The sequence below is a fragment of the Zwartia hollandica genome (genome assembly GCF_019923725.1).
GTDB classification, from domain to species: Bacteria; Pseudomonadota; Gammaproteobacteria; order Burkholderiales; family Burkholderiaceae_B; genus Zwartia; species Zwartia hollandica.
Genome location: NZ_JAHXRI010000007.1, coordinates 187,272 through 200,792, shown reverse-complemented (window position 1 = coordinate 200,792; position 13,521 = coordinate 187,272). Strand labels below are relative to the sequence as shown.

Genomic DNA, 13,521 nt, shown 5'->3' with positions numbered 1-13,521 from the left:
GCATGTGGAGTCGTGATGGCAGATATTAAAGCTGTGGATGTTTTGGCCGGGGAAGAGCCTCGTTTGATGTTTGAGCCTAAGGGCATGCATCCAGCTGTACCTGCGACAGGACGCACGAGTGGTGTCGGCCCTTTTAAGCGGCTCGTGCTGCGTGGTGCGACAGTCATCGATGGCACTGGCGCGCCTCCATCAGGCCCGGTTGATATCGTTGTTGAAAACGGTCGCATTACCGAACTAAAGAACGTGGGTACGCCACTCAAACCTATCAACCCCGGTAATCGTCCCGCCGCGGGCGATCATGAAATCGATTGTCATGGAAAGTTTGTCACACCTGGATTAATTGATTGCCATGCACACGTGGGTACGCCTTGGCACGCGATGAGTGGTGAGGTGCCGACGGCAGACTATGTGTATAAGCTGTGGCTCGCACACGGCGTGACAACCGTGCGCGAAATGGGCTCGATGAATGGTTTGAATTACATGCTGCAACAGCGCGATGCCGCAGAGGCGAATCAAATCGCGGCGCCGCGAATGAGTTTGCATGCTTATTTTCCTGCCGTGAATGAGCGTATTAAGACGATATTTACCCCTGAACAAGCACGTGACTGGGTCAAGCGCGTAAAAGCACGAGGTGCTGATGGCATCAAGTTCTTTGGTGCGCCACCTACCATCATGCAGGCAGCACTTGATGAGGCAAGTAAACAGGGACTGCGTAGTGGCTGCCACCATGCGCAGATGGCCGTCACCCGTGTAAACGCATTGAGTTCCGCGAAATGGGGGCTGACGAGCTCCGAGCATTATTACGGCATTCCTGAGGCGCTCTTTGAAAACCGTACTGTTCAGAATTTCCCGGCGGACTATAACTACGGTGATGAATATTTCCGGTTCTCCGTGTCCGGTCAGATGTTTATGCAGGCGGCTCAGCCCGGTAGTAGAAAGTGGAATGACGTTCTTGAGCAGTTTCTCGAGGTTGGTCATACGTTCGTGCCGACTTTCAATATCTATGACGCGAATCGAGACCTAATGCGCGCACGCAGGGCTGACTGGCATGGCGATTACACGGTCAAAACAATCTGGAAGTACTTCCAGCCCCAGCGCGGTGGCCATGGTGCGTACTGGTATCGTTGGAGTACGACGAATGAAGTCGAGTGGAAGCAGAACTATCAGTTGTGGATGCAGTTTGTAAACGAATACAAGAACCTTGGTGGACGTGTCTGCGCAGGTAGCGATTCAGGCTTTATCTATCAAATCTATGGTTTTGGACTAATCCGTGAGCTGGAGTTGCTTCAAGAAGCTGGCTTCCATCCTCTTGAAGTGTTGCGTGCCGCAACATCGCTTGGTGCCGAGCTATTAGGTCTGGAAGATGATACCGGCTCTATCGATGTTGGTAAACGTGCCGATTTGCTTGTTCACGATCTGAATCCTTTGGAAGATTTCAAACTCATGTATGGTACCGGGGCCATACGCCTGAATGACGAAACATCGAAGGCAGAATGGAAACGTTCGTTGCGTTATACGATCCGCGCTGGTGTGGTGTACGACACCGAGCAATTATTAGCTGAAGTGCGGGATATCGTGAATCAGAGCTGGGTAGGTAGCGAAGATGACAGACCACCAGCCCGTTGAACTCGTTGTTCTGTGTGGCTTTCTAGGCAGCGGAAAGACAACATTGCTGTCAGAGTTTTTGCGTCAAACGCAGCTGCGTGACACCGCTGTCATTGTCAATGAAGCGGGTGAGATTGGCATTGATGGTGTCTTGGTCGCCGAAGATCAGGAAGCGCTGGATTTACGCATGCTTGCTAACGGATGCGTTTGTTGTTCCTTGCGTAGCAGTCTAGTGACGACGGTCGCGGATCTGCTAGATGCTCCCCGTCCAGTGGGTGCTCCTGCCCTGCGTCGTGTCATCCTGGAGACCAGTGGATTGTCTCGTCCGGGGCCCATTTTGGCGTCTTTAGCAGATCCCGAGCTGTCGAGCCGTGGGTTACGCGTCTCGGTAATCTCTACGCTCGATGCGCAATCGGGCGGGCTACGTACCGAGCAGTTTGAAGATGCGGCTGCTCAACTTGCGGCAGCACAAAAAATTGTGCTTACAAAGATTGATCTAGTCGATGATGCGACACTCGCTGAGCGCGTACGACAAGCACAGGCGATCAATCCGCTGGCCGAAATCTTATTTGGACGTGAGCGGGCTGCATTAGTTGATGCAGCATTCGCCCCGGCTAACGAAAACACTCTCCCCATTGCTGAAGTGGCTGCGGCTAATTTGAGCTATTCAGGGTCAGGGTTTGAGCACCATCGCATACATGTGCTGTGCGGTGAGGCAGCTCCTGGCATCTCCTGGGAAAACTTGTCTTGGTGGTTGGATGACCTTGCAGGTTTGGCGGGTGAAAAGCTGTTGCGTGTTAAAGCGCTGGTGACGGTAACGGACTGCGAAGAGCCGATTCTCATTCAAGGGGTAGGTACTACCTATGGCATGCCACGTCGAATGTTGACGCAAAAAAATCGTCCTGATGTGATTATCGTCATTACTCGCGATCTCAGTGCCGCCGAAATTTCCGAGCATTTTGCGCAGTCAGCAGTTAAGCTGTATCCGATGGCCGGTGTGGCATCATCGCGGTTGGGCCATTCCAGTCAAATTTCTTTGTCTTCAAGGAGTTTTTATGCAAGCAACGACCTTTAAACGACGTACGTTTTTAAAATCGTCCTCTGGACTGCTGTTGGCTTCTGCACTGCCGATCTTTGGTCGCGAGGCCTTTGCGCAGGACGCAAACGTTATTGTCGGCACGTGGGGTGGAGACTACCAAAACCTGCTTCAGAAGATTGTGAATCCCCTAGCTGGTGCGCCGGTGGTGTTTGATACGGGTAACGCGGTGGCACGTGCAACAAAAATTCGCGCAGAAACAAAGTCTCGTCGTGGTTCGATGGATGTTGCTTTATTGCAAGATGTTGACATGTACGACCTGTCACTGGTCGATCCGTTTGAAGCCGTCAGCGTAGCTAACACGCCTAATTTTGCGAATACGTACGAGCAGTTCCGCACGCCATACTCGATCCCCCATATCTTTAGTGCGATGGTGTTGGTCTACAACAAGGAAAAAATTCCGACACCTCCGGACTCGTTTGCTGCAGCGACTGACCCGAAGTATCGCGGTCGTGTTGGCTTTTCGGATATTTTGCATGTGGCCAATACGCTGTTCGTAGGCTTAGCGAATGGCGGCAATATGTCGACATTCAAAGCGGGTATGGATATGTTGGCAAACATCAAGAAGAATGATCCTAAGGTCTTCCCCTCCAACGAAGCGGTGGCTGCTGCGCTCAAGTCGGGTGAGATTTGGATGACCTGTATGTGGAAGGCGCGCGCATTACAGTGGCAGGACGCTGGTCTACCTCTGGGTTTTGTTGTGCCCAAAGAGGGTGCTGTTGCCGTGACTTTTGAGGGTGCGGTGCCTAAGAACTCGCGCAACAAGCCAGGTGCTTGGAAATTTTTGAACGCAATGATGGATCCGAAAGGGCAGGTTGAATTTGCTAAAGCGATGGGTTATGCGCCTACAGTTCGTAATGCAGACTTGCCGGCCGATGTTAAGGCGCGAGTCAGTTTTAGCGATAGCGAAATCAAGCGTGTACTACCCTACGACTCCAAGTCTTTGGTCTCTGAAAAAACGCAGGTTCTTGAGTATTGGAATAAGTTTTTTAAGGCAGGCGCTTAATTGTCGAAGTCTGAATCAGCATCTCGATAAGGGGTGCTGATCAGAGATCGCGATTTTCTTGCGGAGTGCGCTGCCACAAATTTGTGCGCAGTGCCGTAAATATCAAGCAGGCCGCGATTAAGCTGGCGGCGCACAAAAAAACATTTTTAAAGCCGCTGATGAAGACTTGCTTGGTTGTCATTGCTTCGACGTAAGAAGAGGACTCTGCCAGTTGTAGTACCCAAAGCCAAAACATTGCTCCGGTGACCACACCCACCGTACGCGTAAAAACAGTGATGCCCCCCGCAACGCCACGCGCTTGGCGAGGAAGACACGCAACAATCCAGTCTGCGTACGCCACTTGAAATAGCCCCAAGCCTAAGCCATGAAGGATCATTGAAAAGAAAATGAGACTCCAGTTTGGAACATCAGACCACAACATCACGCAAATTAAGCCGCTGGTACATATCCAGGCGGCTCCATAGGCAATCAAGTTGGATGGCCAGCGTTTAGAAACAATCCCTGTGAGCATAGAGCCAAGCAGTGTGCCACTCGCCCAACAGCCTAAGACCATTCCAATGCGTTCGGCTGGCCAGGCCGCGACCGTGGAAAGGTAGTAGGGAACTAATAAAGGGATTGCAAAGGTAGAGAGTTGCAAGACGGCGCTCACGATGTTTATCCAAAGGAAGCGTTTGTCTTCACGGCTTGTGTGAAATAACAGCCTCAACGTTGAAGGTTTCGTTTGTGCGGTAGACATCCCGCGGTTTAGCGCGTTGGCCTTGAGTCGTGGCGCTAGTAAGGGCAAAAAGGCAAGCGCAATAATCGCGATCGGGACTCTAAACCAGTAAACGCCTGGCCAGTCCATCCAGGCCACCATGAGGCCACCAATTAGTGGCGCCGCCACGCTGGCTATCGCCGTCATACTTCCGTACAGAGATAATGCTCGGGTGCGTTGTGTCTCGTCGTAGAGAAAGGTGACAATGGCGGGCGCGCAGGACAATGTTAGGGCCATTGCCACCCCTTGCAACACACGTGCGGCGATCAGCCAAGGGTAGGTGGGAGCCAAGGCGCAAAGTGTTAGCGCAATAATTGCGAGTACGAGACCAGCCCTAAACACGCGCAGATGTCCTAGCCGATCGCCCAACGCACCAAACCCGATGACGAGGACGCCGTATGTCAGGACGTAAGAAAACGGAATCCAGAGAATGCTTTGTGTGGGAAGCGAGAAGGCCTCTGAGATCGCAGGAAAGGCGACGTTCACAGAGAAATCCAGCGGGGCAATGGAAGCCCCTAACCCAATGACGAACAAAGCGATGATATTCAAAAGGACGTGTCGCAATAAAAAGTATTCTGTATCATTAAACACCAATACCATCGATACAATTTTTAATCGTCGTTGTGTTGCTAACAGCTAGATAGCCATAGGATTCCTTTGTATGAACGCTGGCCTGAAGGTCGACTCTCTTGTCATGAGCCTCTATCCGGAAGCGCAGTGGCTTTTTGATCAATTGCGTGAAGGCAGCGCTGATGCGGCCCGAGGTGGCGTGACGCGCGATACCTACGGCCCTGGCGAGCAGTTCGCGCATGACTTAGTTGCAAAGTATGCAGCTGATCTTGGTCTGGAAATCCGGCATGACCATATGCGTAACACGTACATGGTGTTGCCAGGCCTAGACCGCGCGGCCCCAGCCGTTGTCATTGGGTCGCACCTTGACTCAGTCGCGGCGGGTGGTAATTATGACGGTGCGGCTGGCGTCGTGGCGGGTTTGATTGCGGTGGAGGCGATACGAGAGTCTGGTCTTCAACCGGAATGCGACATTGTGGTGATGGGTGTGCGTGCGGAGGAAAGCATTTGGTTTCAAGTATCGTATATCGGTAGTCGCGGTGCGCTGGGGTCGTTGCAAGCAACGGCGCTGCAGGCCAAGCGTATTGATACAGGACGCACCCTAGCGGAGCACCTGTTAGAGGCCGGTGGTGACCCCACTGCCGTTGAGCGAAGCGCGGCGTATCTCACACCGCAAAATGTCAAAGCCTTCATGGAAGTGCATATTGAGCAGGCTCCTAGCCTTGCCATAGACGGACATGCGATCGCGATAGGCTCGGGAGTGCCGGGAAACTTTCGTTACCCAAAGATCAAGATCACGGGCGAGTACGGTCATGTTGGTCTAGGTCGTCGTTATCGTCATGATGCCTCGCTTGCGGGTGCCGATATTGCACTCGGACTCGACAAGATCTGGGCGGAGTGGGAGCAAGCAGGTCGTTTGATGGCCTGTACGATTGGCGAGTTTCAGACAAACAGCGCGCGCCATGGACTGACCATCGTGCCTGGAGAGTTTGGCTTAAGCCTGGATGTGCGCGCCTATGACAGTGCAGATCTTGCTGAACTGAAGGAGAAGTTTTTAGCGTTGGTCAAGGACGTGGCTACCAAGCGTCGCGTCAAAATCGAGCTTGGGCCAGAAGCCTCGGCCGGTGTTGCCCCCGCTGATCCACTGATCACCTCCCAGTTGCGTGCATGCGCAAAAGAATTAGGCTTGCGAGCGCCTGACCTGCCGAGTCCTGCTTCGCATGATTCGGCAGCGTTTTATGCTGCCGGTATACCTTTCGGCTTCTTGTTTATCCGTAATCCTAACGGTAGTCACCATCCCGATGAGGAGATGTCGGTAGACGACTTTCTCATGGCAACCTCGGTGCTGACGCAATGGCTAGTTACACATTGTTGCAAAAATTAGTTTGCCTGAGTTGCAGCGCTACAGGATAATTTTGCTTTCAGAATGATTAGGATTGCAAATGCAGGAAAGGCTCGCGCGCTTCGAGAAGTTTGAGATTGATACGCGGGACCGCTTAGCACGCATTGAGACACGCTTGGATATGTTTGCTACAAAATCTGATTTGAACGCGCTCAAGGCTGATTTGTATAAAGAACTGCACAAGGAGCTCCACGGGATGACGTGGAAGCTACTTGGCGGCGCGTCAGCGTTAGTCACTGCGGTTTACTTTATCGCAAAAAACGTGAGTGTCTATTAGCACTCAACGTCCCAAACGACCCCCTGCGTGAGCAAGATAAAACCACTCTTGGCCGGGTTGGGACTTTATGTTTGGAAACACAATGAAGCAGTCTCGCTCTGCAATAATTTGCGTGCCATCGGCACGGGTGCCGATGCATTCGCCCTGTTTGATTTGATCAAAGCTCTTCCAGGGCTTGGCAAACTGATCGTTCATATCAAAGCGATCAAATACGTCATAAAGACCGAGCACTTCAAACTCTTTTGCTGCAGCGGGCGGTGCTCCAGCGATCATGCCGAGATAGGTCAGGGTATTCACAATTGCGTGGTAGGCCACGTCGCGTCCACCGACATCATCATGCTGACTGCACTCTAGCGTGAGCGACCAGCCGCCCGCAGAGCGCATATATTCGGTGGTGCCGATTCCGTAGCGCGTATCGACATCCACATCCTGGGCGTTGAAACGTCCCGCTTTGACTTCTGCAGCGCGTCGCTCGATTCCCTTGGCATAGGTGCTTAACCAGCCATAAACAAATCGCTTGCAACCGAGCCGCGTAATGAGCTCCTCTTCTATCTGTGCATGCGAAAAGGGCTCAAGGGCATTACTGTTGTTTGGCGGGCCAAAGAGTGCGAAGGCCGTATCACCACTCTGAAAAGAGTGAAGATCAAGCAGGCCATCATGTTCTGCCAGAAGTGGACACAACCAGTTGGCGATGTGATCTTCGTACTGCAGTGGCGACTCAGTCGGCATTAAACGACGATTTAGGTTCCGGTCGCCTGCACGTCGTTTAAGTCGATATGCTTTTGGATTCGTAACAGGTACAAAAGTTACGAATCCCTTGAGCAGCTTTAGCTCACCTGACTCAAACTGCTTTACCAATCTCTCGATTGCAAAGGTTCCGCATGTCTCATTGCCATGGACCGCAGCGGTGACAATCAGCTTAGGCCCTGCGATCGGGCTGCGGATTCTGGTTGTCTGAAACGGTCGTTCCTGATCCAGTGGAATCTGCTCTGGGAGATCGGTCAGCAGTGTTGAGGGTAATGCCATGTTTAATCCGCTTTGATGTTTGAGTCTTTTACTGTTTTGCCCCACAGTGCAAAGTCAGACTTGATACGGTCTGCAGTTTGTTGCGGCGTAAAGGGCATCGGCTCATAGCCTTCGCGTTTGATCGCAGCAATCACTTCGGGATCTTTCATGATAGAGGCAAGCGCAGGTACAAGCTTATTCATTACTTCTTTGGGGAGTCCGGCTGGCCCAACAATCCCAAACCAAATTGTTGCATCAAAGCCGGGAAAGCCTGCTTCGGCCATTGTTGGGACATCTGGGAACATGGAGCTACGCTTGCTTGAGGTATCAGCGAGCGCGCGCAGTTTACCCGACTGAATTTGGGTCGCTGCGGCACCTAGAGAAGAGAAGAGTACGGGAACATGACCGCCAAGTAGCTCAGCGAGCGCAGGGTTGCCGCCCTTGTAGGGGATGTGCGCAATATCTAACTTCGCCGCAGCTTTGAACTGTTCCCCAGCCAGGTGACCGACGCCACCAATACCCGAGGTGCCGTAGCTCCAGTTCTTGGGATCTTTTTTGGCCAGCTCTACCAGCGTCTTGATGTCAGTAGCTTTCGAGGTGGGAAGAACGACCACCACGACCCCACCACCACCCACCATGGAGATTGGCGTAAAGCTCGTAAGGGGGTCATAGCCGAGCTTACGCATGTGCGGCAAGATGGTCATAGGACCCGAGTCTGTAATGTGTAGTGTGTAACCGTCAGCGGGAGCTTTGGACGTGAGATCTGCAGCAAGTGAAGCACCTGCACCAGGTTTGTAGTCGATCACAATAGGCTGCTTGAGTATTTTCGACAGACGATCTGTGATCGGGCGAATCAGTTTATCTGCAGCGCCGCCCGGTGCGTAGCCAACCAACATCTTAATTGGCTTGTCTGGATACTCTGCGTGAGCGGTGGTACCGATCGCGGAAAGGGTGATTGCTGCAGCCAACATTGTTTTTATCAAGCGCATGTGAGTCTCCTAGGTGTTAACTTTTAAATAAATCATCAGGGATTAAAACAATGGCACCCTGTGTGGTCCGGCCTTCCAAGAGACGATGTGACTCGCTTGCTTGGCTGAGTGGTAAAAGCTTCTCAATGTCGAGTCGTATGGTTTGGTCTCCAAGAATCTCAAACGCCTCTTTGCTCATGGCGAGCATGTTGTCACGATCTGCCACGTAGGTGCGCAGTGTGGGGCGACAGACCCAAAGCGATTTACTGTGGAGATCCTGCAGAGCAAACCCTTCGACCTGGCCAGACGCCGTCCCATAGTTGACGACGAGGCCTTTGGGCTCGAGGCATTTTAGTGATCCCTCGAAGGTGTCTTTGCCGACGGAGTCGAAGACGACACTCACGCCTTTGCCATTTGTGATGCGATTCACTTCGGTCACAAAGTCTTGGGTACGGTAGTTAATTGCTTCATCAGCACCAAGTTCTAGCGCTGTGCGAATCTTCGCATCACTGCCAGCGGTCGCAATGACGATAAGCCCCAGGCGCTTGGCCCATTGGACAAGAATTTGACCAACACCACCTGCCGCGGCATGCACTAAAACGCGTGTGCCAGGCTTGAGCTCGCGCATTTGCTTGAGCAGGTATTGGGAGGTGAGGGCGCGCACAAGTCCTGCGGCAACGCGTACGTCGTCCAACGATTCCGGAACCGGGATGACACGTTCAGCGGGGAGTGCCACGTGCGTGCAATAGCTTCCGACCCCCGCATTTGTGTAGGTGGCTTTTTGCCCAACAGTGAGGTCCTTGACCTCCGATCCAATCGCGACGATGCGTCCAATGGCACTCACACCTGGAATAAAGGGCGGAGTGGGGTTGTGCGAATGAGGTTGTCCGGCACGTAAATAGATGTCGACAAAATTGACTGCGACGGCCGTATGCGCAATCACTACTTCACTGGGTTTGGGCACGGGCATAGGAATATTTTGAGGCTTAAGCACCTCTGGACCGCCGATTGCGGTGACGTATACGGCGAACGGCGAAGACATATCCCGAATTCCTTTTTTGTGATGCAAAGCATAAAAATTGGATACTACAGACTCTGGTGCGTAGCAGTCAAAAAACGGCTACTCTAGTGTTTACCCTTATTTCAGCGTTGGTGTGTTGTGATCAATGACTTGTCCGCCTACACTCACGAACCAAGTCAGAAGACTTTTAAAGAAAGCCTAGCTCGCTAGGTACCCATTTTCTCGCTCAAGGATCTCCTCATGCGTAAAACCTTATCGGTCGTTGTCGCTGGTTTGCTGGCAACTGTTGGCTTTTCGGCCCAAAGCCAGACGAAGTGGGACTTGCCCACAGCTTACTCACCTTCGATTTTTCACACTGAAAACTTAGTCGAGTTTTCTAAAGACGTAGCGAAAGCGACGGGTGGCAAGCTGAACATTACTGTGCATCCGAACGCTTCGCTCTTCAAAGCGCCTGAGATTAAGCGCGCTGTGCAAGGCAACCAAGCACAGCTCGGTGAGATTCTTTTGGTTAACTTTGCCAACGAAGATCCGATTTATGAGCTGGATGGCGTGCCTTTCCTGGTAAGCAGCTATGCAGGCGCGAAGAAACTGGCTGAAATCCAAAAGCCTTATCTTGAGAAGAAATTGGCATCACAGGGCATGATGCTGTTGTTTGCAGTGCCATGGCCACCACAGGGCATCTTCTCTAACCGTGACCTCAAGAGCGTTGCGGATATGAAGGGTTTGAAGTGGCGTTCATACAGCCCAGCGACTGCCAAAATTGCTGAGCTCGTTGGTGCGCAACCCGTGACGATTCAAGCGGCTGAAGTTTCACAAGCGATGGCAACAGGCGTGATGGATTCGATGATTTCATCGAGCGCGACCGGTGTTGACACCAAGACTTACGAGTACATCAAGAAGTTTTATGACAACCAAGCTTGGATTCCCAAGAACGCGGTCATCATGAACAAGAAGGCCTTCGACGCCTTGGATGAAGCCACACGTAAAGCCTTGTTGGCCGAAGCTGCTAAAGCCGAAGCGCGCGGTTGGAAGACCTCTGAAGCCAAGACGAACGAATATTTGGCTGCATGGACCAAGAACGGTGGACAGGTGATTCAGCCTTCCGCCGAACTGACCAAAGGCTTGAATGAGATCGGTCAAAAAATGCTCGCAGACTACTTGAAGAAAGCGGGCAAAGATGGTCAGGCTATTGTTGATGCACTCAAAAAGTAAATAATGCGTAAATTGCTAAATCAGTTGTACTCCGCCGCCGAAGTTTTGGCGGCGGTTTGTATGGTGGGTGTTTTACTTGCCGTGCTGACTAGTATCCTGAGCCGTCAGCTCGAGTTTCATGTGTCGGGACTCGATGCCTATGCGGGATACTTCATGGCGTCGGCTGGCTTCTTGGCACTGGCTTCGACTTTGCGCCATGGTGAGCACATTCGTGTGACCCTAATTTTGAACGCGCTCGCCCCAGCCGGTAAGCGACGCTTGGATATTGCCGCGTTAGCGGTGGGGGTCGCGATTGCTTTATCACTCGCAGTCTTCAGTACCAAACTGGTGATTGACTCGTATGTTTTTAACGATATTTCCACGAGCAACGATGCAACGCCTCTCTGGATTCCTCAGTTGGGGATGGCAGTTGGCACGATCTTGCTACTGATCGCCTTCATTGATTTATTGGTTAGCCGCATACGTGGCGATGAATCCGGCATGAATGCCGAGGAGCAACAACGCCATGAATGATATTTTGATTGTGACGCTGTTGATTGTCTCCCTCTTCGGTTTCTTGGCGGGTGGAGTTTGGGTCGGTCTGACGCTAGCCGGTACTGCTTGGATTGGAATGGAGTTGTTCTCCTCACGACCCGCAGGCGATGCGATGGCCATCACGATCTGGGGCGCATCCTCGAGCTGGACGCTCACCGCGTTACCTCTCTTTCTGTGGATGGGCGAGATTCTTTTTCGTACTCGCCTCTCGCAAGATTTGTTTAAAGGTTTGGCGCCCTGGTTAAATAAACTGCCTGGGCGCTTGCTGCATACAAATGTCATCGGCTGTGCGATTTTTGCTGCGGTCTCTGGTTCGTCGGCCGCGACATGTGCCACGATCGGCAAGATGACCCTGCCGGAGCTCAAGCGTCGCGGATACCCTGACGATATGGTCATGGGCACTTTGGCTGGAGCGGGCACCTTAGGTTTGCTTATTCCACCATCGATCATCATGATTGTTTATGGGGTGGCAGCTGAAGTATCTATTGCGAAGCTATTCATTGCAGGTGTTCTGCCAGGAATATTTTTGGCTCTGCTCTTCATGGGCTACATCATTTTCTGGGCCGTACGTAATCCAGAAAAAGTACCGTTAGCAGACGCCGAAATGTCGTTCAAGCAGAAAATTTACCAATCAAGGCACTTGATTCCTGTCTTGTTACTCATCACCGCGGTGCTTGGTTCAATATACAGTGGCGTTGCGACTGCAACGGAGGCTGCCGCCATCGGTGTCCTCGGATCGCTTATCGTTTCTGTCGCCCAAGGGTCCTTGACCTGGGAAACATTCAAAGGCTCGTTGTTAGGTGCAACACGTTTGTACTGCATGATCGCGTTGATCCTAGCCGGGGCTCAGTTCCTGACGCTTTCGATGGGATACATTGGTTTGCCACGCGCGCTCGCGGAGTGGATTGGAACGCTCGGCTTGTCCCAGTTTGGACTGATACTAGTTTTAATGGTTTTCTTCATTATCCTAGGCTGCTTCCTTGATGGGATCTCGATGGTTGTATTGACGATGGGGGTTCTCTTGCCTACCGTCACTGCAGCTGGGATTGATTTGATTTGGTTCGGTATCTTTATTGTGTTTGTGGTTGAAATGGCGCAGATTACGCCGCCCGTCGGCTTCAACCTCTTTGTGCTGTCAGGAATGACTGGGCGCGAACTTCCTTACATCGCGCGTGTGTCATTTCCCTTGTTTTTACTGATGGTCGGAGCGGTCATGTTCCTATATTTTGTGCCGGAACTGGCAACCTTCCTACCCAAGCATATGAAGCTCTAGGACTCCAAGTCCCGCGGCGGCGCCCAGGATGGTAAGCGTTTCTCGAGGAACGCTACCATTCCTTCCTGAGCAGGCTCGCTACGCTGCGCATTCAAAGACAGTACGAGCAACTCTTTCGCAGCGGACTGTTGTTCTGCTATGTCGAGACTTTGGATGGTTTTTTTTGTTTGTTGAACGCAAGGTGCTTGCGTAAGTGTCAGCGCGCCAAGAAATGCATTCACATTCCCGTCTAAATCGTAGTCCTCGGATACGTCGTGTAACAGACCTTGGCGCCACGCCTCAGAGGCGGTGAACGTTTCCCCGGCAAGCAGCCAGCGAGTCGCTGCGCGCTGACCGATCGCCCGAATAAGGTAAGGGGCTGATAAGGTGGGAACAAGCCCCATTCTTGTTTCGGCATACGAAAATGTCGAAGTGCGACTCCCAAATGCAACATCCGCGCAAGCGACCAACGTCGCACCAAGACCGACGCATTCGCCATTGACGCGGGCGACAACCGGCTTGGCAGACGCGTGAACCGTCTGGAGCAAACGCTCAATTAAGGATAGCGCGTCGTGTTGTTGGGCTTCGTCTGATTGCGATGCGTGATGCAACCATTCCAAATCCACACCGGAACAAAAGGCAGTCGCTTTGGATGCGAGAACGATCGCATTAACGTCCGGATCGTCTGCTAATCCCTCGAACACCTCAATGAGCTCATTCGCCATGAGCGCATTGATGGCATTTTGCTTTTCTACCCGGTTAAGCCAAACAACAGCGGTACCGGGGCCATAAGCGACTTCAAGTGTTTTGAGCATACGT

Annotated in this window: 13 protein-coding genes; 8 read left to right on the top strand and 5 right to left on the bottom strand. The window is 52.2% G+C overall.

Annotated features, from left to right (window positions below):
• Nucleotides 1-15 precede the first annotated feature (15 nt).
• From KZZ10_RS09035 to KZZ10_RS09025, 3 genes are read left to right on the top strand one after another with little or no spacing between them, the layout of a single operon-like run.
• Nucleotides 16-1,626: an amidohydrolase family protein gene (locus KZZ10_RS09035; protein ID WP_259661192.1), complete on the top strand. Its 1,611-nt coding sequence runs from the start codon at nucleotides 16-18 to the stop codon at nucleotides 1,624-1,626.
• Nucleotides 1,604-2,680: a CobW family GTP-binding protein gene (locus tag KZZ10_RS09030; protein WP_259661191.1), complete on the top strand. Its 1,077-nt coding sequence runs from the start codon at nucleotides 1,604-1,606 to the stop codon at nucleotides 2,678-2,680. Before KZZ10_RS09035 ends, KZZ10_RS09030 begins: the two co-directional genes overlap by 23 nt.
• Nucleotides 2,661-3,707 carry an extracellular solute-binding protein gene (locus tag KZZ10_RS09025; protein WP_259661190.1) on the top strand — a complete coding sequence of 349 codons (1,047 nt, stop codon included), beginning with the start codon at nucleotides 2,661-2,663 and terminating at the stop codon, nucleotides 3,705-3,707. The genes KZZ10_RS09030 and KZZ10_RS09025 overlap by 20 nt, the downstream gene beginning before the upstream one ends.
• 40 nt (nucleotides 3,708-3,747) lie before the next feature.
• On the opposite strand, the gene KZZ10_RS09020 is transcribed toward KZZ10_RS09025, so the two are convergent.
• The gene (locus tag KZZ10_RS09020; protein WP_259661189.1) at nucleotides 3,748-5,010 is read right to left on the bottom strand and encodes an MFS transporter; all 1,263 of its coding nucleotides are present in this window, start codon (nucleotides 5,008-5,010) and stop codon (nucleotides 3,748-3,750) included.
• Nucleotides 5,011-5,122: 112 nt separating this feature from the next.
• On the opposite strand from KZZ10_RS09020, the gene KZZ10_RS09015 reads away from it, so the two are divergent.
• Together KZZ10_RS09015 and KZZ10_RS09010 are read left to right on the top strand one after the other, a co-directional pair.
• A complete protein-coding gene (locus KZZ10_RS09015; protein WP_259661188.1) occupies nucleotides 5,123-6,415 on the top strand; it encodes a Zn-dependent hydrolase in 1,293 nt (430 codons plus the stop codon).
• A 58-nt stretch (nucleotides 6,416-6,473) separates the two neighbouring features.
• Nucleotides 6,474-6,710 carry a hypothetical protein gene (locus KZZ10_RS09010; RefSeq protein ID WP_259661187.1) on the top strand — a complete coding sequence of 79 codons (237 nt, stop codon included), beginning with the start codon at nucleotides 6,474-6,476 and terminating at the stop codon, nucleotides 6,708-6,710.
• 3 nt (nucleotides 6,711-6,713) lie between these two features.
• Here the strand turns inward: KZZ10_RS09010 and KZZ10_RS09005 are convergent, their stop codons facing one another.
• The 3 genes from KZZ10_RS09005 to KZZ10_RS08995 are packed head-to-tail and all read right to left on the bottom strand — an operon-like array spanning nucleotide 6,714 to nucleotide 9,725.
• Nucleotides 6,714-7,736, bottom strand: a complete 1,023-nt coding sequence (locus KZZ10_RS09005; protein WP_259661186.1) for a M14 family metallopeptidase — start codon at nucleotides 7,734-7,736, stop codon at nucleotides 6,714-6,716.
• A gap of 2 nt (nucleotides 7,737-7,738) precedes the next feature.
• Nucleotides 7,739-8,704: a Bug family tripartite tricarboxylate transporter substrate binding protein gene (locus KZZ10_RS09000; protein ID WP_259661185.1), complete on the bottom strand. Its 966-nt coding sequence runs from the start codon at nucleotides 8,702-8,704 to the stop codon at nucleotides 7,739-7,741.
• 16 nt (nucleotides 8,705-8,720) lie between these two features.
• Nucleotides 8,721-9,725 (bottom strand): quinone oxidoreductase family protein, encoded by a 1,005-nt coding sequence (locus KZZ10_RS08995; protein ID WP_259661184.1) that lies wholly within the window; start codon nucleotides 9,723-9,725, stop codon nucleotides 8,721-8,723.
• A 219-nt stretch (nucleotides 9,726-9,944) separates the two neighbouring features.
• Here KZZ10_RS08995 and KZZ10_RS08990 point away from each other — a divergent pair, with 219 nt between their 5' ends.
• The 3 genes from KZZ10_RS08990 to KZZ10_RS08980 are packed head-to-tail and all read left to right on the top strand — an operon-like array spanning nucleotide 9,945 to nucleotide 12,723.
• Nucleotides 9,945-10,916 carry a TRAP transporter substrate-binding protein gene (locus tag KZZ10_RS08990; protein WP_259661183.1) on the top strand — a complete coding sequence of 324 codons (972 nt, stop codon included), beginning with the start codon at nucleotides 9,945-9,947 and terminating at the stop codon, nucleotides 10,914-10,916.
• 3 nt (nucleotides 10,917-10,919) lie between these two features.
• Nucleotides 10,920-11,429, top strand: coding sequence for a TRAP transporter small permease (locus tag KZZ10_RS08985; RefSeq protein WP_259661182.1), 510 nt, complete (start codon nucleotides 10,920-10,922; stop codon nucleotides 11,427-11,429).
• Nucleotides 11,422-12,723, top strand: coding sequence for a TRAP transporter large permease (locus KZZ10_RS08980; protein WP_259661181.1), 1,302 nt, complete (start codon nucleotides 11,422-11,424; stop codon nucleotides 12,721-12,723). Before KZZ10_RS08985 ends, KZZ10_RS08980 begins: the two co-directional genes overlap by 8 nt.
• On the opposite strand, the gene KZZ10_RS08975 is transcribed toward KZZ10_RS08980, so the two are convergent.
• Nucleotides 12,720-13,517 carry an enoyl-CoA hydratase-related protein gene (locus tag KZZ10_RS08975; RefSeq protein WP_259661180.1) on the bottom strand — a complete coding sequence of 266 codons (798 nt, stop codon included), beginning with the start codon at nucleotides 13,515-13,517 and terminating at the stop codon, nucleotides 12,720-12,722. The genes KZZ10_RS08980 and KZZ10_RS08975 overlap by 4 nt on opposite strands.
• Nucleotides 13,518-13,521: the final 4 nt, after the last annotated feature.